This window comes from Crenobacter sp. CS_VA4 (genome assembly GCF_055597485.1).
Window position 1 is genome coordinate 36464 of the sequence record NZ_JBVMAE010000006.1, and the last position, 20910, is coordinate 57373.

Sequence of the window (20910 nt, forward strand, 5' to 3'; positions counted from 1 at the left end):
CTGCCGCTCAGACATTGAACAGGAAGTTCATCACGTCGCCGTCCTTCACCACGTATTCCTTGCCTTCCGAGCGCATCTTGCCGGCTTCCTTCGCCTTCGCCTCGCCGCCGCAGGCGATGAAGTCGTCGAAGCCGATGGTCTGCGCGCGGATGAAGCCGCGCTCGAAGTCGGTGTGGATCACGCCGGCCGCCTGCGGCGCGGTGTCGCCGACATGGATGGTCCACGCGCGCACTTCCTTCACCCCAGCGGTGAAGTAGGTCTGCAGGCCCAAGAGCTTGTAGGCGGCGCGGATCAGGCGGTTCAGGCCCGGCTCCTCCAAGCCCATCTCGGACAGAAACTCGGCCTTGTCGGCCTCGTCCAGCTCGACGATTTCCGACTCGATCGCCGCGCACAGCGCGACCACCGGGGCGCCTTCTTTCGCCGCCAGTTCTTGCAAGCGGGTCAGGTGCGGGTTGTTTTCGAAGCCGTCTTCGGCGACGTTGGCCACATACATCGCCGGCTTGATCGTCAGCAGGCAGAACGGTTTCAGCAGTACCAGCTCTTCCGCATCGAGTTTCAGGGAACGTGCCGGGTGCCCCTGGTCGAGGTGCGCGCGCACCTTTTCCAGTACCGCCACCGATTTGATCGCTTCCTTGTCGCCCGAACGCGCCTTCTTGCCGTCGCGCAGGATCGCCTTTTCCACGGTCGTCAGATCGGCCAGCGCCAGTTCGGTAATGATGGTTTCGATGTCGGAAATCGGGTCGACCCGGCCGGCCACGTGCACCACATTGTCGTCGTCGAAGCAGCGCACCACGTTGACGATCGCGTCGGTCTCGCGGATGTTGGCCAGGAACTGGTTGCCGAGGCCCTCGCCCTTCGACGCGCCCGCCACCAGGCCCGCGATGTCGACGAACTCGACGATCGCCGGCTGGATCTTCTGCGGTTTTACGATCTCGCTCAGCTGCGCCATGCGGGCATCCGGCACCTCGACGATGCCGACGTTCGGCTCGATGGTGCAGAACGGGTAGTTGGCGGCTTCGATGCCGGCCTTGGTCAGGGCGTTGAACAGGGTCGACTTGCCGACGTTCGGCAGGCCGACGATGCCACACTGGAGACTCATGGGGTGTCCTTCTGAAACGGGTCTGTGCTGCCGGCTGCCGCGCTTCGGCCAAGCCTGGCCGGCCGCGCTCCCGCAGACGGAAATTCGCGTAAAAAAACAATTATATCAGCTTGCGCGCCAAAGCCCGCCGTCCACTGCCGGGCGGCACCGCTCGCTCGGGGTGGTGTCGCGGCTTGCCAATGACGAAGCTCCTGACAATGACGAATTGCTTAACGTCATTCTCGATCGCCAATGACAGGCCGCCCTTGACCCGGACCCACTGTCGAGACCAAAGCTCAGCGCGGCACCGTGTGCAGCGTCTTCATCGCCCCGGCGAAGTCGCCGCTCAGCACCGTCGGCAGCGTGTCCAGCGCGCGCAGGATCGCGTCGTCGATCAGCGTCTGCTCCTCGCTCCTCGGCTTCTTCAGCACGAAGTTGACCACCTCGTGGCGCTCGCCCGGGTGGCCGATGCCGAGCCGCAGCCGCCAGAAATTCGGCGAACCGAGCCGGGCGATGATGTCCTTCAGCCCGTTGTGGCCACCGTGGCCGCCGCCCTGCTTGTAGCGCGCCACGCCCGGTTCGAGGTCGAGTTCGTCGTGCACCACTAGCACCTCTTCCGGGGCGATCTTGTAGAAGCGCGCCAGCGCCACGACCGCCTGGCCGGACAGGTTCATATAGGTCATCGGCTTCACCAGCCACACTTCGCCGGCCGGCGTGTTGGCGCGCGCCACCTCGCCGAAGAACTTGCTCTCCGACTTGAAACTGGCCTTCAGCTGCCACGCCAATTCGTCGATCAGCCAGAAACCAGCGTTGTGACGGGTACGCGCATAGTCCGGCCCGGGGTTGCCCAGGCCGGCGATCAATCGAATCCCACTCATCTTGCTCGCTCAATGAAAAAGCCCGCTGTGGCCGAGGCACACAACGGGCTTGGGTCATGCCAGAGGCAGACTTATTCGGCGGCTTTCACTTTGCCCGAAACCGAAGCGATGGCCAGGTCTTCGCCGCGCAGCAGCGAAACGCTTTCCACGCCTTCCGGCAGTTTCACGTCGGACAGGTGAACGATCTGGCCGCCAACGACAGCGGACAGGTCCACTTCGATGAAGGTCGGCAGCTGGCCCGGCAGAGCGCGCACTTCCACTTCGTTCAGGATGTGCGAAACGCGGCCGCCGTGCAGCTTCACCGCCGGCGATGCGTCGGCGTTGATGTAGTGCAGACCGATTTTCACGTGAACTTTTTCGTTCAGGTTCACGCGCTGGAAGTCGATGTGCATCACTTGCTGCTTGTACGGGTGCATCTGGAAGTCGCGCACCAGCACCGGCTCTTTGGCGCCGTCAACCACCAGGTCGATCACGCTGGTGTGGAACGCTTCGTCTTTGAGCGCGTAGAACAGGGTGTTGTGGTCAACGGTGACTGCTTCCGGGGCTTTCTCGCCACCGTAAACAACCGCCGGGGTCTGGCCAGCGTGACGCAGGCGGCGGCTCGCACCAGTGCCCTGTTCAGCACGCTTGGCAGCAATCAGTTCGAATGCCATGGTAAAACTCCTTTACGGGCGGCTATCACCGCCCCGATTGAAAATCACCGCTCCGCCGCGACCAGCGCGAGCGATGTTACGGCAGGCAGGCGCCTGTCGAAACCAGTTCCTCGTTGAAGAGGTAGGACACCGACTCTTCGTTGTTGATCCGGCGCAGCGTCTCGGCCATCAGGCCGGCGATCGATACGGCGCGGATGCGCGAGCAGGCACGCGCCTGCGCGGACAACGGGATGGTATCGGTCACCACCACCTGGTCGATGTCGGAATTCTGAATGCGGTCGACCGCCTGGCCGGAGAACACCGCGTGGGTGGCGTAGGCGACCACCTTCACCGCGCCGCGCTCTTTCAGCGCCGAAGCGGCCTTACACAGGGTGTTGGCGGTGTCGATCATGTCGTCGATGATCAGGCAGGTACGGCCCGACACGTCACCGATGATGTTCATCACTTCGGCCACATTGGCCTTCGGGCGACGCTTGTCGATGATCGCGAGATCGGCGTTCAGCGCCTTGGCGGTGGCACGCGCACGCACCACGCCGCCGATGTCCGGGCTGACCACCAGCAGGTCTTCGAAGCGCTGCGCGACGATGTCTTTGAGCAGCACCGGGGTGGCGTAGACGTTGTCCACCGGGATGTCGAAGAAGCCCTGGATCTGGTCGGCGTGCAGGTCAACGGTCAGCACGCGGTCGATGCCGGCGGTGTCCAGCATGTTGGCCACCAGTTTGGCCGAAATCGGCACCCGGGCCGAACGCGGACGACGGTCCTGGCGCGCGTAGCCGAAGTACGGAATCGCGGCGGTGATCCGGCCGGCCGAGGCACGCTTGAGCGCGTCGGCCATGGTCAGGATTTCCATCAGGTTGTCGTTGGTCGGGTTACAGGTCGACTGCAGGATGAACACGTCGCGACCGCGGACGTTTTCCAGCAGCTCCACCGCTACCTCACCGTCGGAGAAGCGGCCGACGTCGGCGCGTCCGAGCGAAATGTCGAGGTGCTTGACCACATTCTGTGCGAGTTCCGGATTGGCCGTTCCGGTAAAGACCATCAAACTGTCGTATGCCGCCATGATTCTCGTGCCTGTCGGTGAACAAAGAAAAAGCGTGTAAGGGTTAACTTACACGCTTTTATTCACTTCATAATATATGTGAAGTTCTTGGCTGGGGAGGTAGGGATCGAACCTACGAATGCCGGAATCAAAATCCGGTGCCTTACCACTTGGCGACTCCCCAGTAAACCGATTGTCAGCCTTTGTCGAACAGCGGATGGTTAGTTAACCCTTTTGCGACAAATCCGCGCCACGTCGTCGACAACTGCTCAAAAACTTTGCTTGCCTGGTCTTTTGTCTCGCACTCCAGAAATACACAACTTCCGGAGCCGGTCATCAGTGCCGGACCGTATTCACCCAATTCGTTGAGCGCCTGGTCCACCACCGGGTAAATCTTTCGAACCGCGCCTTGCAAGTCGTTCTGACGTTGCTGCGTTGTTTCGAGGGTTCGCATTATGGAGGGGGGTGAATCCCTTGTCAACAACGGCGACGAAAAAATTTCCGCCGTTGGAATATGCACGTCCGGGCGCAGTACCACGTACCAGTTTTCCGGCAGATCGAGCGGGGTCAGCTCCTCACCGACCCCGGTGGCGAAGGCGTTCTGGCCGAACACGAACACCGGCACGTCGGCACCCAGCCGCAGGCCGAGCGCCATCAGTTGCTCGCGCGCGAGACCGGTGTTCCACAGTCGGTTGAGCGCGATCAGCACGGTGGCCGCGTCCGAGCTGCCGCCGCCGAGGCCGCCGCCCATCGGGATACGCTTAGTCAAACGGATGCTGGCGCCGAGTCCACTGCCGCTGGCCTGTTGCAGCGCCCGCGCGGCGCGCACCGTCAGGTCGGCCTCGGGGTCGACCCCCGGAATCGGCGTCTCAAGCTCGATCACGCCGTCGTCGCGGACCGCCAGTTCAACGGTGTCGGCGAGGTCGATGAAGCGGAACACCGTCTCGAGCAGGTGGTAGCCGTCGGGCCGCCGGCCGGTCACCTTCAGCATCAGGTTGAGCTTGGCCGGGGCGGGAAAGGCGTGAAAAACGGGGCTCATGGGCTAGATCGGAAGAATCGGTTTAACAGGTTGGCCGAATGGCCGCGTCAAGGCTGCTGCCAGGCGTGCGTGACCAACTTGATCGACAGCCCCTCGCGGGCCAGCTCGACCCGTTTGGGCACCAGGCTGGCGTGGTCGCCATCGTCGCGGAAGAAGCGGATGGTCCAGCCCTGCTGTTGCAGCGTGCCGTCCGGCTGGCGAATGCTGGCGATGCCCGGCGCCGCCTGGCCGCGGATCCACCAGATCAGGTTGTCGAGCGGCAGCGTCCAGCCTAGCGTCTCGCTGGTCAGCTCTTCGACGTTGGCCGAACGGGTTTCCTTGCCGTCGGCGACCAGCACCACGCCGTCGGCATCGCGGGTGAGCCGGGCGACGGTACTGCCGACCGGGGTGGTGATCGACACCACGTCGCGCGCCGGCGCGTGCTGCCACTCGAAATTGCCGTAACTGCCCTTGTCGTCGACCTTCACCGCCAGCCGGCCGGAGGCGCTGAACGGCGTATCGAGCACCTGGCCCGGCGCGGTGATAGGCTGGAACGGCTGCTGGGTGGCGCAGGCGGCCAGCAGCAGGGTCGCGGCCAGCAGCAGCGCGCGGCCAAAACGGCGGGCGATCATTCGCCCTCCAGGCGGTGCATGGTGTCATTCAGCACAGCGTGAGCCGGGTCGAGCGCCTTGCCCTTGGCCCAGACCGCGCGCGCCTCGGCGGCATGACCGCGCTTGAACAGCACCTCGCCGAGGTGGGCGGCCACTTCCGGGTCGGGCAGCAGCGCGAAGGCGCGCTGCAGGTATTTCTCCGCCGCGTCGAGGTGGCCGAGCTTGTACTGCACCCAGCCCATGCTGTCCAGGATCATCGGGTTGTCCGGCTCCTGCTTCAGCGCGCGCTGGATGTAGCCATGCGCCTCCTTGTAGCGGGTGGTACGGGTGACCAGCGTGTAGCCGAGCGCGTTCAGACCCTGCGGGTCGTTCGGCTTTTCGTGCAGGTAGGCCTTCAGGTCGCGTTCGGAGCCGCCGATGTTGCCGAGCTGGTCGGCGACCAGCGCGCGCTGGTACAACAATTCCGGCGTGCCCGGCGCGGCGGCGAGCGCGTCGCTGAGCACCCGGTAGGCGCGTTGCGGCTGCTTCACCTCGCGGGCGATCTGCGCGCCGATGATCGCCACCTGGGCCCGCTCCTGCGCGGTCTTGCCGAGGCCGGCGAGCCGGCCCAGCCCTTGATCGAGCTTGCCGTCCTTGGCCTCCAGCTCCGCCAGCCGCGCCTGCGCCGGCAGGAACTGCGGGCCCTGGCCGACCTGCTCGAACCAGCCCGTCGCCTCGGCCGGGCGGTCGCGGTCTTCGGCCAGCTGGCCGAGCGTGTAGCGCAGGAAGTCGGAATCCGGGTAATGCGCGTCGAGCGCGCCCTTCAGGTAGCGCTCGGCACTCGGGAAATCGTTGAGCTGGTAGGACAGCAGGCCGACGGCGAACAGCAGGTCGGGGTTCTTCGGATTGCTCTTCAACAGCGCGGAGAACGCCGCCAGCGCCTCGTCGAAGCGCTTGGCGCCGACCAGCAGGCGCGGGTACGCCATCTTCAGCTCGAGACTGGCGTCGGGACGACGGTCGAGCTCGCGCTTGAGAAAATCGATCGCGCCGTTCGGGTCGGTGCGGCGCAAGCGGTCGGTCTGCCAGGCCACTGGCAGGTCCCACTTCGGCGCCAACACCGCCAGCCTGTCGAACTCGGCGGCGATGGTGGCCTGGTCGTTGACCTCGCTGGCGATCGCGATCAGCGCGAAGCGCGCCTCGGGCAGGTCGGGGTAGCGCGCCGCCAGCTCCCTGACCAGCGCGAAACCGCCCTGCTTGTCAGCCTGGTGCGAGGTGAGCCGCGCCAGCTGGATGAAGATCGCCCCGGCGCGCTGCGGCTCGCGCTGCAGCAGGTCGTCGATCAGCGGCCGGCTTTCGGCCAACTTGCCGGAACGCAGCAGCGTGATGAACAGCTGCTCGCGCGCGGCGTCCGCGGTCGGGTCGAGTTCGACCCACAGCTTCAGGGCATCGGTCGCGATCTTCAGCTGGCCGGACACCATCGCAAACTCGGCGGCGCGCTGCGCCAGGCGCGGGTCGCGAGTCTGGCGCGCCAGCTCCAGATAGGTCAGCGCCGAGCTGGCTGGCACACCGCGTTGCGCGGCGATCTCGCTAGCGAGCACGCCGAACAGCAGCTGGTCGGTCAGTTCGACCTTGGGCAACCGGGCCTCGGCATCGGCCTTGGCCTTCGCTTCGGCCGCTTCGTGGGCGGCGGCGGTCTCTTCGCGGCTTGCGGCCGGTACGGCCTGTGCCGCCGGCCGGAAATGGGCGCAGCCCGCCAACAGGCAGACCAGCAAGAGCGGAAGCGTGCGAGAAAGTGTCATCCGGGAGAAAGTCATCGTGATCCAGTGCGGTTCAGCGGTTCGCGCCAGCGAGTAGAATAGCATGCCCGCTGCCGGCTACCCGAGTCAGGCCGGGCTTTTTCACGGGATTTAGAGGGATTTTCCATGCCGGAGTTGCCGGAAGTCGAAACCACCCGTCGCGGCGTTGCGCCGGGGCTGATCGGCACCACCATCGAACGGGTCACGGTGCGCACCCCGCGGCTGCGCTGGCCGCTGCCGCCGGATCTCGCCGAACGGCTCGCCGGCCAGCAGGTGCTGGCGGTGACGCGGCGCGCCAAGTACCTGCTGCTCCAGTTCGCCGACGGCACGCTGATCGTCCACCTGGGCATGTCCGGCAGCCTGCGCTTCGTGCCGATCGGCACGCCACCGGAAAAACACGACCATGTCGACTGGCAGCTGTCGACCGGCCAGTTGCTGCGCTACCGCGACCCGCGCCGCTTCGGCGCGGTGCTGTGGCATATCGGCCCGATCGAGCTGCATCCGCTGCTGGCGAGCCTGGGTCCCGAGCCGCTGTCCGACGCCTTCGACGGCGAGCACCTCTACCGGGCGCTGAAGGGCCGCAGCGTGGCGATCAAGCAGGCGATCATGGACAACCATCTGGTGGTCGGCGTCGGCAATATCTACGCCAACGAGGCGCTGTTCCACGCCGGGATCAACCCGACCCGCGCCGCCGGCCGGCTTAGCCGCCCGGACTGCCAGCGCCTCGCCGACGCCGTCAAGATGGTACTGGCGCGCGCGATCGAGGCCGGCGGCAGCACGCTGCGCGACTTCGTCGGCGCCGGCGGTGAGCCGGGCTACTTCCAGCAGACCTACTTTGTGTACGCCCGCCAGGAAGAACCGTGCCGCCGCTGCGGCACACCGATCCGCCAGTTACGCCAAGGTCAGCGCAGTAGCTACTATTGCCCGCTGTGCCAGCCGTGCTAGAGTGGCTGCCTGTTTTTTCACCGATTACTGACTGATTCGCGCATGGCCGGTCGTTCTTCCTCGTCGTTGCTCACCCGCGTCATCCGGCTTGGCCGGCTGACCGGCCATCTGTTCCGCGGACTCGGCTTGCTGGCGTTCCGCTACCACCGGCTCAGCCACGCCGCCCGCGCGGCGGTCAACCAACGCTGGTCGGCGCAGCTGATCCACATTCTCGGGATGAACATCCGGGTGCTCGGCAGGGCGCCAGACCTGTTGGCGCACAATACGCTGTTGGTCGCCAACCATGTGTCGTGGCTGGACATCTTCGCGCTCAACAGCGTCACCGTGTCGCGCTTCGTCGCCAAGCGCGAGCTGCGGCGCTGGCCAGTGATCGGCTGGATGATCAAGAACGCCGGCACGGTGTTCATCGACCGCGGCAACCGCCGCGACGCCACCCGCGTCAACGAGCAGCTGGCGCACTCGCTCAGCCAGGGCAGCTGCATGGCGGTATTCCCGGAGGGCACCACCACGGACGGCACCGGACTGTTGCCGTTCAAGGCCTCGCTGTTCGAGTCGGCACGGATGGCGTCGAGCCGGGTGCAACCGGTGGCGCTACGCTACCTCGACGAGCACGGCCGCTTGACCATCCTGCCGGCCTACATCGACCAGATCAGCTTCTTCCACTCGCTCGGCCGCATCCTGACGATGCCCTCCGGCACCATCGAGCTGGTGTTCGGCCAACCGTTGCAGGCGCATTCCGACGAGGACTGCAGCCGCTTCCGGCTGGCCGAAGCGGCGCGTGCCGAGGTGGCGAGCGGCCTCGGCCTTACACTGCCAGCTCCCGCTCAGCCACGCAGGCCAGCGAAAACGCCTGACGATCTTCCAGCCTGACCGCGGTAAGGCTGCCGCCCCACAGGCAGCCGGTGTCGATCGCCATCACCTCGTCGGTCAGATACAGGCCGAGCGCCGACCAATGGCCGCAGATGATCGGCAGCGTGGTGCTGCGCCGGTTCGCCGCGTCGAACCACGGGATCAGATGCGCCGGCGCATTGGCGAGCTCGCCCTTGAACGACAGATCGAGCTCGCCGTCGCGGTTGATGTAACGCAGCCGCGTCATCGCGTTCACCACCAGCCGCAGCCGGTCCATGCCGCGCAGCTCGTCGCTCCAGCGCACCGGCTTGTTGCCGTACAGCTGCGACATGAAACGGCGAAAGCCCGGCCCGGCCAGCTCGCTCTCCACCTCTTCGGCCAACCTGAGCGCCTTGCCTATCGTCCAGTCCGGCATCAAGCCGGCGTGCACCATCGCGAATTCCTGGTCGGCCACCATCAGCGGCTGGCAGCGCAGCCAGTCGAACAGGAGCTTGCCGTCGGACGCGCTGAGCACCGCCGACAGCGTGTCGTCGGCCTTGACGCGGCCGAAGCCCTCGGATATCGCTAGCAGGTGCAGGTCGTGGTTGCCGAGCACGGTCTGCACGCAATCGTCGTGGCGCATCACCCAGCGCAGCACCTCGAGCGAAGCGGGGCCGCGGTTGACTAGGTCGCCGGTCAGCCACAGCGTGTCGCGGCCCGGGTTGAACTCGATGGTACGCAACAGCTGCTGGAACGGCTCGAAGCAGCCCTGAATATCGCCAATCGCGTAACTTGCCATGGATGACTATCCTTAATCAGTGTCGGCGACCGGCATTATGCGTCGCCCTGAGTCAAATGATACCCCAAGCCCGCGTGCTACAATGCCCGGCCTCCGTGACAGTTGATCGCCCCCTCCTCCGATGAGCGCTCCCGACCTCAATCCGCCGCAACGCGCCGCCATCCATTATCTGGACGGCCCGCTGCTGGTATTGGCCGGCGCCGGCAGCGGCAAGACCCGGGTGATCACCTTCAAGATCGCCCACCTGGTGCGCCACGCCGGCATTTCGGCACGGAACATCGCCGCGATCACCTTCACCAACAAGGCGGCGCGCGAGATGATGGAGCGGGTCGGCAAGATCCTGTCGCCGGCCGAGGCCAAGGGCCTGACCGTGTCGACCTTCCACTCGCTGGGGATGCGCATCCTGCGCGAGGAAGCGCCGCACCTGGGCTACAAACCACAGTTCTCGATCCTCGACGCGCACGACGCCGGCAAGATCATCGCCGACCTGCTCAAGACCACCAGCAAGGACGAGATCCGCAAGGTCGCCTCGCAGATCTCGCTGTGGAAGAACGACTTCCAGTCGGCCGAGCAGCGGGTGACGTTGGCCGAAACCGAGTGGGACCGGGTCTGCGCACAGGTGTACCTGAGCTACCAGGCGACGCTGACCGCCTATCAGGCGGTCGACTTCGACGACCTGATCCGCCTGCCGATCGAACTGTTCCGCAACCATCCCGAGGTGCTGGAGAAGTGGCAGAACCGGCTGCGCTACCTGTTGCTCGACGAATACCAGGACACCAACACCTGCCAGTACCAGATGGTCAAACTGCTGACCGGGGTGCGCGGCATGTTCACCGCGGTCGGCGACGACGACCAGTCGATCTACGCCTGGCGCGGCGCCAATATGGAAAACCTGCGCTTGCTGCAGCAGGACTTCCCGAAGCTCAAGATCATCAAGCTGGAGCAGAACTACCGCTCCACCGCCCGCATCCTGCGCGCCGCCAACTCGGTGATCGCCAATAATCCCAAGCTGTTCGAGAAGCAGCTGTGGAGCGAGCTGGGCCTCGGCGAGCCGATCCACGTGGTGCAGTGCAAGGACGAAGAGCACGAGGCCGAGACGGTGATCAGCCGCTTGCTCGCGCACAAGTTCGAGAACCGCACCAGCTTCGCCGACTACGCGATCCTGTACCGCGGCAACTACCAGGCGCGCATCATCGAGCAGGCGCTGCGCAACCAGCGCATCCCCTACCAGATGGCCGGCGGCCAGAGCTTCTTCGACCGCACCGAGATCAAGGACGTGCTGTCCTACCTGCGCCTGGTCTCCAATCCGAATGACGACCCGGCGTTCATCCGCGCGCTGACCACGCCGAAGCGCGGCGTCGGCAACGTCACGCTGGAGAAGCTCGGCGCCTACGCCGGCGAGCGCCACAAGGCGCTGTTCGTCGCCGCGCAGGAGGAAGGCTTCCGCCAACAGGTGCAGACGGCGCAGCTGGCACCGCTCGAGGAGTTCTGCCGCTTCATCAACACGCTGACCTACCGCGCCAGCCGCGAACCGGCCGGCGAGCTGGTGCAGGAGATGCTCAAGGCGATCGGCTACGAAGCCTGGCTGTACGACAGCGAGGAGCCGCGTCCGGCCGAGACGAAATGGAAGAACGTCCAGGAGCTGGTCGCCTGGCTCGCCAAGAAGGGCGAGGCCGACGGCAAGAACGTGATCGAACTCACGCAGACCATCGCGCTGATCACGATGCTGGAGGGCCGCGACGAGGGCGAGGTCGACGCGGTGCACATGTCGACGCTGCACGCGAGCAAGGGCCTGGAATACCCGCACGTGTTCCTGGTCGGCTGCGAGGAAGGCATCCTGCCGCACAGCGAATCGGTCGACAACGGCATGGTCGAGGAGGAACGCCGGCTGATGTACGTCGGCATCACCCGCGCGCAGCGCAGCCTCACCCTCACCCACTGCGTCAAGCGCCGGCGCGCCGGCGACTGGCAGTTCGTCGAGCCGTCGCGCTTCATCGCCGAGATCGACGCGGCCGACCTGCGCTACTTCGGCAAACCGGGTGCCGAACCCTTGGTCAGCAAGAGCGAGGGCAAGGCGCGGCTCGCCAACCTGGCGGCGCTGCTGGCCGACAAGCACAAGCCGACGGAATAAGCCGCCAGACGGCTCGCCGGCCGGGATGAAATGCGCGAAAATGCATTTTTCATTAAACGCGCGACCCGCCTGATGACCACAGCTTTTCCCTTTGTCGAAGAAACCCGTTTCGGCAACTGGTTCCTCAACACCCCAACCTGGAAAATCCACGTGCTGCGTCGCGCGCTGAACGACCTCACGCGCCTGCTTCCGGAACCCGACCGCCGTTACCCACGCATCCTCGACGTCGGCTGCGGCTTCGGCCACGCCTTCGCCGAGTTGGCCGAACGGTTTGCGCCGGAGCGGATCATCGCGCTCGACGCCGACCCCGGCATCGAAGCGCGCGCCGGCAGCGCCGCGCGGCAGTGTCGCTGCCCGGTCGAGCTGCAGTTCGGCAACGCGTCGGCGATGAGCCTGCCCGATCAAAGCGTCGACCTGGTGTACTGCCACCAGACCTTCCACCACCTGGTCGAACGGAAGCGGCGATGGCCGAGTTCTTCCAGGTGCTGAAACCGGGTGGCGTGCTGCTGTTTGCCGAGTCGACCAAGCGTTACATCCACTCGCTGCCGATCCGGCTGCTGTTCCGCCACCCGATGGACGTGCAGAAGACCGCCGGCGAGTACCTAGCGATCATCCGCGGCGCCGGCTTCGAGCTGCCCGACGCGCGCGTCTCGATGCCGTATCTGTGGTGGAGCCGATCGGACATCGGCTTTCTCGAGTGGATCGGCCGCAAGGTGCCGGAGCGCCGCGAGGAGACGCTGGTCAACGCGGTCGCGATCAAGCCTCGTTAAGCCGCCCTCTTCGGGATCCCACCAATGAAAAACGCACTGCCTCGGCAGTGCGTTTTTTGTGTCATGCTGGTATCGAAGGCTTACTTCGACGCATTCACCATGTACTCGACCGCGGCGCGGAACTCGGCATCGCTGCCGGTGTAGCCACCCTTCGGCGGCATCGCGTTCAGGCCCTTGGTGGCGATCTTCACCACCTCGTCGAGGCCCGGCTTCAGGCGCGGCGCCCAGGTGGCCTTGTCGCCGAACTTCGGTGCCCCGGCGGCGCCGGTCGAGTGGCAGGCGGTGCAGACGCTGTCGAAGATCTTCTTGCCGACCACTTGCGGGTCGAGCGCCGCGCTACCGGCTGCACCGGCAGCACCACCGACCGACGGCTCGGTGAACTTGGCGCCACCGGCGTTGGCCATAAAGGCCACCGCGCGCTTCACTTCGTCGTCGGACAGGTCAGGCGAGCCCCCCTTGGCCGGCATCGCGCTGAAGCCGTGCAGCGCGTGGTCGATCAGGGTGTCGTAGCCCTTGGCGATGTGCGGCGCCCAGGCAGCCGCATCACCGAACTTCGGCGAACCGGCCAGGCCGGTGCCGTGACAGGAGATGCAAACCGCCTTGAACACCTGCTCCCCGGTACGCTGTCCCGGCGGCGCGTCGCTGGCCACCGAGTCGCCGACCGGTTTCAGACGAGCGGCCACCGCTTCCTTGGTCATCACCTGGGCGTCCACCTCGTAGCCGCTGGTTGCCAGCTTGGCGAGCAGCCAGATCGCCGCCACCACGAAGACGATGATACCCACGATCACCTTGATGACCGAGCCGGGCGCCATGTTGTTTTCATTACTCATCGCACTAAGCCTCGCCTGAAAAATATCTCATGACATTCAATAAATTATTGCACGCGATTATACGGTAAGCCCATGCGGCATGGCAAAAACCCTACGCTGGACAGGATGGGCCTGTTCGGCTATTCTCTGTGGCTCTGCGCACCCGTAGCTCAGTTGGATAGAGTGTCAGTTTCCGAAGCTGAAGGTCACAGGTTCGATCCCTGTCGGGTGCGCCAGCCCTGCATCACTATCTCGCCTCAAAACAAGCACAATCAAATCAATCGCTTGCATCGCGCCGGCATTCCGCATCACGGCTACGTTCCAGGCCATGAAGGCGCGCTTCGCTCGGATTAGCTCCCCCGCCATCACGGCTACGATTCTTTCCGCCGCCAAGTTCCAACTGACCTGCAACAAGTCCGAAACCCGTTTTCGCTAGCCTACCGCCAGCAAGCCTGAAGCCGAGCGCAAAGACGCCTCGAAACCGTCAGAATGGATGACGAGTGGGAAGCCGCACGGGCAAGACAAACGCCCTAGTCTTGAAAGCCCCCAAGCCAAACACGCAAGGACCGGACATTCGTCGGCCGGTTCACAGAATCCGTCGGCAATACCTCCTTGCCTTGAACTGCCTTCGCATTACAAAGATAAATTAGTGGCTTACGAGCCGCTAACAAAACGAGGCATTGCCGAGTTTCTGCGCAGCTAAAACCCTTCCGGCGTTATTGCCCTGCCTTGCCATACTCCTTGTACTGTCTGCGGCAGGACATCTAGCCGGAACCGCTTCGCGGGGTTTTGTTAACGGCTCGAATTGAAAGCACGACAACGATCCGGCCCCAGGCCCTCTGCGTTGGAGAACACCGTGGCAGCAGAAACCGTCCGCTTCTACTCGCTGGGGGAGCGTGCGGCCGTCATCGAGTCGCCGCCGCCGGCCGAAGCGGCCTGTCAATGCAAGATCTGGTGGATCGCCCGGCAACTGGCCGGCCACCCTGCAGTCTGCGAGGTCATGGCGGGCATGAACAACCTGACCGTGCTGCTCGATCCGGCCTGCCTGCGCCCCGACGACTTTCTCCCCGAACTCGAAACGTTCTGGCAGCGCGCCGCCGCGGCGCCAGCACCCGAGGCGCGCGAGGTCCGTATCCCGGTGGTCTACGGCGGCGAGGCCGGGCCGGACCTCGACGACGTCGCCCGCCATGCGCAGCTGAGTCCCGACGAGGTGATCGCGCTGCACGCCGGCGCGGAGTACCTGGTCTATTTCCTCGGTTTCCAGCCGGGTTTCGCCTATCTCGGCGGCCTGCCCGAGGCGCTGGCGACGCCGCGCCGCGCCGAACCACGCCTGGCGGTGCCGGCCGGTTCGGTCGGGATCGGCGGCAGCCAGACCGGCGTCTACCCGGCGACGACGCCCGGTGGCTGGAACCTGATCGGTCGCAGCAGCACGTCCCTGTTCAATGCGTCGGCCAACCCGCCGACGCTGCTGCAGCCGGGCGATCGCGTGCGCTTCGTCCCGGTGGAGGCCGGCGCATGCTCGAAGTGATCAACAGCGGCGCGCTCAGCACCGTTCAGGATCTCGGCCGCGCCGGCTTACGCCAGCTCGGCGTCGGGCAAGCCGGCGCGCTCGACCCGCTGGCACTGACGGTGGCGAACCGGCTGGTCGGCAACGCGGCCGGCTGCGCCGGCCTCGAGATCACCCTCGGCCCGGTCGAGCTGCGCTTCGCCCGCGCCGGCTGGCTGGCGCTGGCCGGCGCCGATTTCGACGCCACGCTCGACGGCGTGCCGATCTGGCCGGGCTGGCGCACGCCGGTAAACGCCGACCAATGTCTGCATCTGGCGACGGCCCGCGTCGGGATGCGCGCCTACCTGGCGGTGGACGGCGGGATCGCGACCGACGTCGTGCTCGGTTCGCGCAGCACCGACCTGAACGCCGGCTTCGGCGGCGTGGCGGGCCGGGCGCTCAGGGACGGCGACCGGCTGCCGCTGGGTCGGCCGAATGTGCTGACGCACCGACGCGGCGTGAAGCTGCCCGACTGGTCGCCGCTGATCCGCGCGCTGCCCGGGCCCGAGCACCGGGAGTTCACCGACGACGCGCGACAGCGCTTCTGGCGCGACCCCTGGCAGGTCACCCCGCAGAGCAACCGGATGGGCTACCGCCTGCACGGCGAACCGCTGCAACGCCCCGTCGAGCGCGAGCTGTTGTCGCACGGCGTGCTGCCCGGCGTGGTGCAGGTGCCTCCGAACGGCCAGCCCATCGTGCTGCTCGCCGACGCGCAGACCACCGGCGGTTACCCGCGCATCGCGGTGGTGATCGAGGCCGACCTATGGAAACTCGCGCAGGCGCGGCTCGGCTCGTGGCTATGGTTCCGACGGTGCGATGCCGCCGAAGCCGCGGCCGCCCGGGCCGAGCAGGCCCGCTATCTGCGGCAACTGGAATGGGGGCTATATGGTCGTTGATCTCAATGCCGATCTCGGCGAAGGCTTTGGCCACGACGAGGCCATTCTCGATCAGCTCAGTTCGGCCAACATCGCCTGCGGCTGGCACGCCGGCGACGCCGATACGATGCGCCAGTGCGTGCGCTGGGCGCTGGCGCGCGGCGTCGCGATCGGTGCGCACCCGAGCTACCCCGGCCGGGAACAGTTCGGCCGCACCGAGATGACCCTGGCGCCGGAAACCGTCTACGCCGGCGTGCTCTACCAGGTCGGCGCGCTGCAGGCGATCGCCCGTGGCGAAGGCGCCACACTCCGCCACGTCAAGCCGCACGGTGCGCTCTACAACCAGGCGGCGCGCGACCCCCGCCTGGCCGACGCCATCGTGGCGGCGGTGAAGGCGGCCGACCCGGCGCTGAAGGTGGTGGGCCTGGCCGGCGGCGAGCTGGTGCGCATCGCCCGAGCGGCGGGCCTCGGGGCGCTCGACGAGGTGTTCGCCGACCGCGGCTACCGGGCCGACGGCTCGCTGGCGCCGCGCGGCACGCCCGGCGCGCTGATCGAGGACGAGGCGCAGGCGCTGGCGCAGGTGCTGCAGATGGTGACCGAGGGGGTGGTGACCGCGCTCGACGGCCGCCGCGTGGCGATCCGCGCCGACACGATCTGCCTGCACGGCGACAACGTACACGCGGTGACCCTTGCCCGGCTGATTCGCGAACAACTGGAGCAGCGGGGCATCGCGGTCGGCGCCGGCTGAGCCGGTGGTTTGCGATAAAGGCATGCTACGGCAGGTCGGCGGCGGCAAAGTCCCCGGCGCACAAGGGTTACGCCCGGTGCGTTCGCGGTGCGGTTCGCCGCGGTGGCTCCCCGATGGACTTTGACTCGGCCGACTATCAGCCATCAAGCAGAGGTAAAACAAAAGCGCGGCCGAGGCCGCGCTTTTTTTGTCCTGTCACTGACCGGGTCAGAGGCTGTACACCGCCGCACCGACCGGCCGGCGGATCGCCGAGAGCAGCGCGTCGACGCGAGCACCGTCCGCGCCCCAGTAGCCGAGCCGCGCCAGGCAGTCGCTCGCGACCAGCGCGGCGTCGATCATGAAACGCTCGTCGACCAGCAGCTGTTCGACGTCGGCGAGACTCATCAAGGTGTGCTCGGCGACCTCGCCGTCCTGGTTACAGGGGATCTCGCCCGGGTTCAGCCACAGGTCGAACGCGTACAGCCACTCGCGATGCAGGCCGCGCTGCACCGGCCGTTCGGCCAACAGCAAGGCCGCCTGCGGCAACAGCTCGAGCTTGTCGGCCGGGATGCCCGCCTCTTCCCAGCCTTCGCGCTCGAGCGCGAGACTTATGCTCTCGCCGGCGGCGATGCCGCCGCCCATCAGGTTGTCCATCCGGTTCGGGTCGACCGCCTTGTCCGGGCTGCGCCGCGCCACCCACATCCGCACCGTGCCGTCGGCATCGCGGAGCAAGCCATTCAGGTGCACCGCGCGGCTGGTCAGGCCCAGCGGTCGGAACGCGGCGCGCTCGAGCTCGAACAGCTCGCCCCCGTCCGGACGGAAGGCGGTGAAGTTCTCGTTGCGCCAACCGGTCAACCAACCAGTGTCGTGCCAGCGCCGCGCCGCGGCGGCGAGCGTCGCGCTGAGCGTGGCGTAGTCGCCGGTGGCCTGGCAGACCAGGCCGTCGCGGGTCTCGACGAACAGCGCCGCGTCGCTGCCGAGCAGGCGCTCCTTCCATAGCGCGTTGACGCAACCGACCCGCTCGCCGGCGATCCACAGCGGCGTGAAAGCGGTGCGGTCGAACTGCGTGATGCGCGAAAGATAAACGAGTACCCGGTCCAGCTGCGGCATGGCGCCCTCCATGACATATGGCATTAGCAACAAGCGCGCCATCTTACGTGGTTTTAGCCGAAAACGCTTTCGTTTTCCGAGCACTAGCGCAGGCCGCTCGACCCTCTCTATCGAGCGGTCGTGTCCCACAAGCGCTCGGCGAGCCCGCTGCTGCGCTGCGGCGCGCGGCCGACCGCGTCGCTCAACGCCGCCGCGGCGCCGGACAGCCGGAACTCGCGCTTGGCGCGGGTGATCGCGGTGTAGAGCAGCGCGCGGTCGAGCACCTGGCTGTCGCCGTCGGGCAGCAGCATCCACACCTCGTCGAATTCCGAGCCCTGGCTCTTGTGCACCGTCATCGCGTACACGGTGTCGAGCGGCGGCAAGCGGCCCGGCGCCAGCGCACGGAAGCCGCCGTCGGCGGTCGGGAACCACACCCTGAGCCCGTCCGGGCTCGGCAAGGCGAGGCCGATGTCGCCGTTGAACAGGCCGACCGCGTAGTCGTTCTCGCTGATCATCACCGGCCGGCCCGGGTACCAGTCGGCGTCGAAACGCTTGCGCCCGGCCTTGACGAGCAACGCCTCGACCGCCTCGTTCAGCGCCGCCACGTCGCGGCGTTCGGCGGCAAGCAGCATGAAGCGGCCGAACGCGGCGAACGCCGCGGCCGGGCCCTGCTCGAGTGCGGCAAAGTACGCCTCGCGCCGCGCCAGCAGGCTGCTCGCGAGCTCCGCCCGTGCCGCCCCCCAGCTGATGTCGGGGCTGAACAGGTCGTCGAGGTGCTGCAAGGCGGTCGCCGCGTCGCCGCCGTTGACCGCGCGCGCCAGCGCGCCGATGCCGCTGTCGGCGCCGAAGCGGTGGCTCTCGGTCAACAGCGCGACGCAGTCGGCCAGCGCCGGCAGCGGTCCGAGGTCGGCCGAAAACGGCACGACGCCGCTCGCATCACGAAGCCAGGCGAGCGTGTCGGCGCTGTACACCTGCTCGCGGCACAGGTCGGCCAGCACCGCGCCGGCGTCGACCGACGCGAGCTGGTCGCGGTCGCCGAGCAGCACCAGCCGCGCCGATGGCGGCAGCGCCGCCAGCGTGCGGCTCATCAACGACAGGTCGACCATCGACGCCTCGTCGATCACCAGCAGGTCGAGCGGCAAGGGGTGGCCGGCGTGGTGGCGCGGCGCCGCCTGGCCGGGAACCAGGCCGATCAGCCGGTGCAGCGTCTGCGCGGAACTCGGCAGCTGGGCGCGGATAGACTCGGGCACCGGCAGCGCGGCGCGGGCGAGCCGCACCGACTCGGTCAGCCGCGCCGCCGCCTTGCCGGTCGGCGCCGCCATCGCGATCGCCAGCGGCCGCGGCGCGAGGCTCGCTACCGCCGCCATCAGCCGCACCACGGTGGTGGTCTTGCCGGTGCCGGGACCGCCGGAGATCACCGTGAAGCGCTTCTTCAGCGCCAGCGCGGCGGCGAGTTTCTGCCTATCGACCGCACCGTCGCCGCGCGGCGGGAACAGCGCGTCGAGCACCGTCCGCGCCGCATCGGCCGGCAGCGGCAGCCCGCCGGATGCCAAGCCGGCGAGCCGTTCGGCCAACGTCGCCTCGTCGCGCCAATGCCGGGCGAAATAGAGGCGCCGCGCGGGATCGAGGATCAGCGGCGCCGCCTCGCCGGGCCGGCCGACCAGAGGGCGCGCCTGGGCGAGCGCGCGCGCCTCGCCGGGCGGCAGCGTCAGGCAGACGTGGCCGGCCTGGTTGGCCGCGACGAGGCGCGCGAGATACGGCGCGACCAGCGGCGCGGCGGCTGGCGCGAGCCGGGCGAACAGGCCGGCGAGCTTGTCCGGCAGCCGAGCCTGCTCAGCCATCGAGCGCCGCCTCGAGTGCGTCGCACACCGTCTGCAGCACCTTGAGGCGCGCGTAGTACTTGTTGTTCGCCTCGACCAGCGTCCACGGCACCCGGCTGGTGCTGGTGCGGTCGATCATGTCGGATACCGCCAGCTTGTAGTCGTCCCAACGATCGCGGTTGCGCCAGTCCTCGTCGGTGATCTTGAAGCGCTTGAAGCCGGTCTCCTCGCGCGCCTTGAAGCGCTCGAGCTGCTCGTCCTGGCTGATCGCGAGCCAGAACTTCACCAGCACCGCGCCGTTTTCGTGCAGCTGGTGCTCGAAGTCGTTGATCTCGTAGTAGGCGCGGCCCCAGTCGGCCTCGCTGGCGAAGCCCTCGACCCGTTCGACCAGCACCCGGCCGTACCAGCTGCGGTCGAACACGGTGATGCCGCCCTTGCGCGGCACCTGGCGCCAGAAGCGCCACAGCCACGGCTGCGCGCGTTCGACGTCGTTCGGTGCGGCGATCGGCACCACCCGGTACTGGCGGGCGTCGAGCGCCTGGGTGATCCGGCGGATGCTGCCGCCCTTGCCGGCCGCGTCGTTGCCCTCGAACACCAGCACCAGCGAACGCTCGGCGAAGCGCGGATCGCGGGTCAGCCGGTTGAGGCGCGCCTGCAGCTTCTTCAACTTGCCCTTGTAGCCGTCCTTGTCCTGCTTCTGGTCGAGCTTGAGCGTGTCGAGGAGCAGCTTGTTGTCGATCGGCGCGAGCGGCGGCGGCACGTCGCTGTGGACGAGCTGCGGCGCGTCGCTGTCGATCCGGCTACGCAAGGCGTTGAGGATGGCGCGCGCCACCGTCAGGTTGCGGTAGTACGGGTCTTCGCCCTCGACCACGATCCACGGCGCGTGCGCGGTGTTGGTCAGGCGCAGCATGTGCTCGCCGTGCTTGCGGATCTTGTCGTAGCGGTCGAAGTGCTTCCAGTCCAGATCGGTAACGCGCCAAGCGGTGTCCGGGTCGCTCTCAAGCGTCTTCAACCGCGCCAACTGCTTGCCTTTGGACAGGTGGAACCAGAACTTCAGCACCAGCGCGCCGTCGAGCGTCATCATCCGCTCGAAGCGCAGGATGTCGAAGATCTGCTTGTCGAAGGTGTCGCGGTCGTTCTTGCCGTAGACGCGCGGGAACAGCGCGTCCGAATAGTAGGACCCGAAGTACATGCCGATCCGGCCCCGGGCAGGCAGCTCGCGCCAGTAGCGCCACATCCACGGCCGCGCCTTCTCCTCGTCGTTCAGCCCGGAGAACGCGACGTTGTGGATCAGCCGCGGGTCGAGCCATTCGTTGATCAGGTTCATCGTGTCGCCGCGGCCGGCACCGTCGAGGCCGTGGATCAGGATCAGCACCGGAAAGCCGCCTTGCTCCTTCAGGTCGTACTGCGCATCGAGCAAGGCCTCGCGCAGCGCCGGCACCTCGTCCTGGTAGACCTTCTTGGCGATGGCGTGGCCGATTTCGGCGGATTCGAACATCGCGGGCTCCTTGTTGATCGT

The 20910-nt window shown here is 66.9% G+C and carries 21 protein-coding genes and 2 tRNA genes; 10 read left to right on the forward strand and 13 right to left on the reverse strand.

Going from position 1 to position 20910, the window contains the following annotated elements:
* Window positions 1–7: 7 nt before the first annotated feature.
* Window positions 8–1099, reverse strand: a complete 1092-nt coding sequence (ychF, locus tag ACZ2IA_RS07320; protein ID WP_470291916.1) for a redox-regulated ATPase YchF — start codon at window positions 1097–1099, stop codon at window positions 8–10.
* On the opposite strand from ychF, the gene ACZ2IA_RS07325 reads away from it, so the two are divergent.
* Window positions 1098–1334, forward strand: coding sequence for a hypothetical protein (locus tag ACZ2IA_RS07325; RefSeq protein ID WP_470291917.1), 237 nt, complete (start codon window positions 1098–1100; stop codon window positions 1332–1334). The genes ychF and ACZ2IA_RS07325 overlap by 2 nt on opposite strands.
* Window positions 1335–1374: 40 nt before the next feature.
* On the opposite strand, the gene pth is transcribed toward ACZ2IA_RS07325, so the two are convergent.
* The 7 genes from pth to ACZ2IA_RS07360 all read right to left on the reverse strand — a co-directional run bounded on the left by pth (window position 1375) and on the right by ACZ2IA_RS07360 (window position 7055).
* Window positions 1375–1956 carry an aminoacyl-tRNA hydrolase gene (gene pth / locus ACZ2IA_RS07330; protein WP_470291918.1) on the reverse strand — a complete coding sequence of 194 codons (582 nt, stop codon included), beginning with the start codon at window positions 1954–1956 and terminating at the stop codon, window positions 1375–1377.
* Between the two features lie 71 nt (window positions 1957–2027).
* Window positions 2028–2609 carry a 50S ribosomal protein L25/general stress protein Ctc gene (locus tag ACZ2IA_RS07335; protein WP_470291919.1) on the reverse strand — a complete coding sequence of 194 codons (582 nt, stop codon included), beginning with the start codon at window positions 2607–2609 and terminating at the stop codon, window positions 2028–2030.
* Between the two features lie 76 nt (window positions 2610–2685).
* Window positions 2686–3669, reverse strand: coding sequence for a ribose-phosphate pyrophosphokinase (locus tag ACZ2IA_RS07340; RefSeq protein ID WP_470291920.1), 984 nt, complete (start codon window positions 3667–3669; stop codon window positions 2686–2688).
* Window positions 3670–3757: 88 nt separating this feature from the next.
* Window positions 3758–3832, reverse strand: a tRNA-Gln gene (locus ACZ2IA_RS07345).
* A gap of 12 nt (window positions 3833–3844) precedes the next feature.
* A complete protein-coding gene (gene ispE, locus ACZ2IA_RS07350) occupies window positions 3845–4687 on the reverse strand; it encodes a 4-(cytidine 5'-diphospho)-2-C-methyl-D-erythritol kinase (RefSeq protein WP_470291921.1) in 843 nt (280 codons plus the stop codon).
* 47 nt (window positions 4688–4734) lie between these two features.
* Window positions 4735–5298 (reverse strand): lipoprotein insertase outer membrane protein LolB, encoded by a 564-nt coding sequence (gene lolB / locus ACZ2IA_RS07355; protein ID WP_470291922.1) that lies wholly within the window; start codon window positions 5296–5298, stop codon window positions 4735–4737.
* Window positions 5295–7055: a tetratricopeptide repeat protein gene (locus tag ACZ2IA_RS07360; RefSeq protein WP_470291923.1), complete on the reverse strand. Its 1761-nt coding sequence runs from the start codon at window positions 7053–7055 to the stop codon at window positions 5295–5297. Before ACZ2IA_RS07360 ends, lolB begins: the two co-directional genes overlap by 4 nt.
* 123 nt (window positions 7056–7178) lie before the next feature.
* Here ACZ2IA_RS07360 and mutM point away from each other — a divergent pair, with 123 nt between their 5' ends.
* Together mutM and ACZ2IA_RS07370 are read left to right on the forward strand one after the other, a co-directional pair.
* Window positions 7179–7997 (forward strand): bifunctional DNA-formamidopyrimidine glycosylase/DNA-(apurinic or apyrimidinic site) lyase, encoded by an 819-nt coding sequence (mutM, locus tag ACZ2IA_RS07365; protein ID WP_470291924.1) that lies wholly within the window; start codon window positions 7179–7181, stop codon window positions 7995–7997.
* Between the two features lie 42 nt (window positions 7998–8039).
* Window positions 8040–8867 (forward strand): lysophospholipid acyltransferase family protein, encoded by an 828-nt coding sequence (locus tag ACZ2IA_RS07370; protein ID WP_470291925.1) that lies wholly within the window; start codon window positions 8040–8042, stop codon window positions 8865–8867.
* Here the strand turns inward: ACZ2IA_RS07370 and ACZ2IA_RS07375 are convergent.
* The gene (locus ACZ2IA_RS07375; protein ID WP_470291926.1) at window positions 8803–9624 is read right to left on the reverse strand and encodes a symmetrical bis(5'-nucleosyl)-tetraphosphatase; all 822 of its coding nucleotides are present in this window, start codon (window positions 9622–9624) and stop codon (window positions 8803–8805) included. The two genes, ACZ2IA_RS07370 and ACZ2IA_RS07375, sit on opposite strands and share 65 nt — an antisense overlap.
* Window positions 9625–9745: 121 nt before the next feature.
* Between ACZ2IA_RS07375 and ACZ2IA_RS07380 the strand changes: the two genes are divergently transcribed.
* The 3 genes from ACZ2IA_RS07380 to ACZ2IA_RS07390 all read left to right on the forward strand — a co-directional run bounded on the left by ACZ2IA_RS07380 (window position 9746) and on the right by ACZ2IA_RS07390 (window position 12525).
* Window positions 9746–11755 (forward strand): UvrD-helicase domain-containing protein, encoded by a 2010-nt coding sequence (locus ACZ2IA_RS07380; RefSeq protein WP_470291927.1) that lies wholly within the window; start codon window positions 9746–9748, stop codon window positions 11753–11755.
* Window positions 11756–11827: 72 nt separating this feature from the next.
* A complete protein-coding gene (locus tag ACZ2IA_RS07385) occupies window positions 11828–12244 on the forward strand; it encodes a class I SAM-dependent methyltransferase (protein WP_470291928.1) in 417 nt (138 codons plus the stop codon).
* Entirely contained in the window at window positions 12220–12525 is a 306-nt protein-coding gene (locus ACZ2IA_RS07390; protein ID WP_470291929.1) for a hypothetical protein, read from the forward strand. Before ACZ2IA_RS07385 ends, ACZ2IA_RS07390 begins: the two co-directional genes overlap by 25 nt.
* An 80-nt stretch (window positions 12526–12605) precedes the next feature.
* On the opposite strand, the gene ACZ2IA_RS07395 is transcribed toward ACZ2IA_RS07390, so the two are convergent.
* Window positions 12606–13355, reverse strand: coding sequence for a c-type cytochrome (locus ACZ2IA_RS07395; protein WP_470291930.1), 750 nt, complete (start codon window positions 13353–13355; stop codon window positions 12606–12608).
* A 138-nt stretch (window positions 13356–13493) separates the two neighbouring features.
* On the opposite strand from ACZ2IA_RS07395, the gene ACZ2IA_RS07400 reads away from it, so the two are divergent.
* The 4 genes from ACZ2IA_RS07400 (at window position 13494) to pxpA (ending at window position 16503) form a co-directional block, all read left to right on the forward strand.
* Window positions 13494–13570: transfer RNA gene (locus ACZ2IA_RS07400), tRNA-Arg, on the forward strand.
* 620 nt (window positions 13571–14190) lie between these two features.
* The gene (gene pxpB, locus ACZ2IA_RS07405) at window positions 14191–14862 is read left to right on the forward strand and encodes a 5-oxoprolinase subunit PxpB (protein WP_470291931.1); all 672 of its coding nucleotides are present in this window, start codon (window positions 14191–14193) and stop codon (window positions 14860–14862) included.
* Window positions 14850–15776, forward strand: a complete 927-nt coding sequence (locus ACZ2IA_RS07410) for a 5-oxoprolinase subunit C family protein (protein WP_470291932.1) — start codon at window positions 14850–14852, stop codon at window positions 15774–15776. Before pxpB ends, ACZ2IA_RS07410 begins: the two co-directional genes overlap by 13 nt.
* Window positions 15766–16503 (forward strand): 5-oxoprolinase subunit PxpA, encoded by a 738-nt coding sequence (pxpA, locus tag ACZ2IA_RS07415; protein WP_470291933.1) that lies wholly within the window; start codon window positions 15766–15768, stop codon window positions 16501–16503. Before ACZ2IA_RS07410 ends, pxpA begins: the two co-directional genes overlap by 11 nt.
* A 207-nt stretch (window positions 16504–16710) precedes the next feature.
* On the opposite strand, the gene ACZ2IA_RS07420 is transcribed toward pxpA, so the two are convergent.
* The 3 genes from ACZ2IA_RS07420 to pap all read right to left on the reverse strand — a co-directional run bounded on the left by ACZ2IA_RS07420 (window position 16711) and on the right by pap (window position 20889).
* Window positions 16711–17592 carry an NUDIX hydrolase gene (locus tag ACZ2IA_RS07420; RefSeq protein ID WP_470291934.1) on the reverse strand — a complete coding sequence of 294 codons (882 nt, stop codon included), beginning with the start codon at window positions 17590–17592 and terminating at the stop codon, window positions 16711–16713.
* Window positions 17593–17699: 107 nt separating this feature from the next.
* On the reverse strand, window positions 17700–19412 hold the full coding sequence (gene recD, locus ACZ2IA_RS07425) for an exodeoxyribonuclease V subunit alpha (RefSeq protein WP_470291935.1): 1713 nt from the start codon (window positions 19410–19412) through the stop codon (window positions 17700–17702).
* Entirely contained in the window at window positions 19405–20889 is a 1485-nt protein-coding gene (pap, locus tag ACZ2IA_RS07430; protein WP_470291936.1) for a polyphosphate:AMP phosphotransferase, read from the reverse strand. Before pap ends, recD begins: the two co-directional genes overlap by 8 nt.
* Window positions 20890–20910 lie beyond the last annotated feature (21 nt).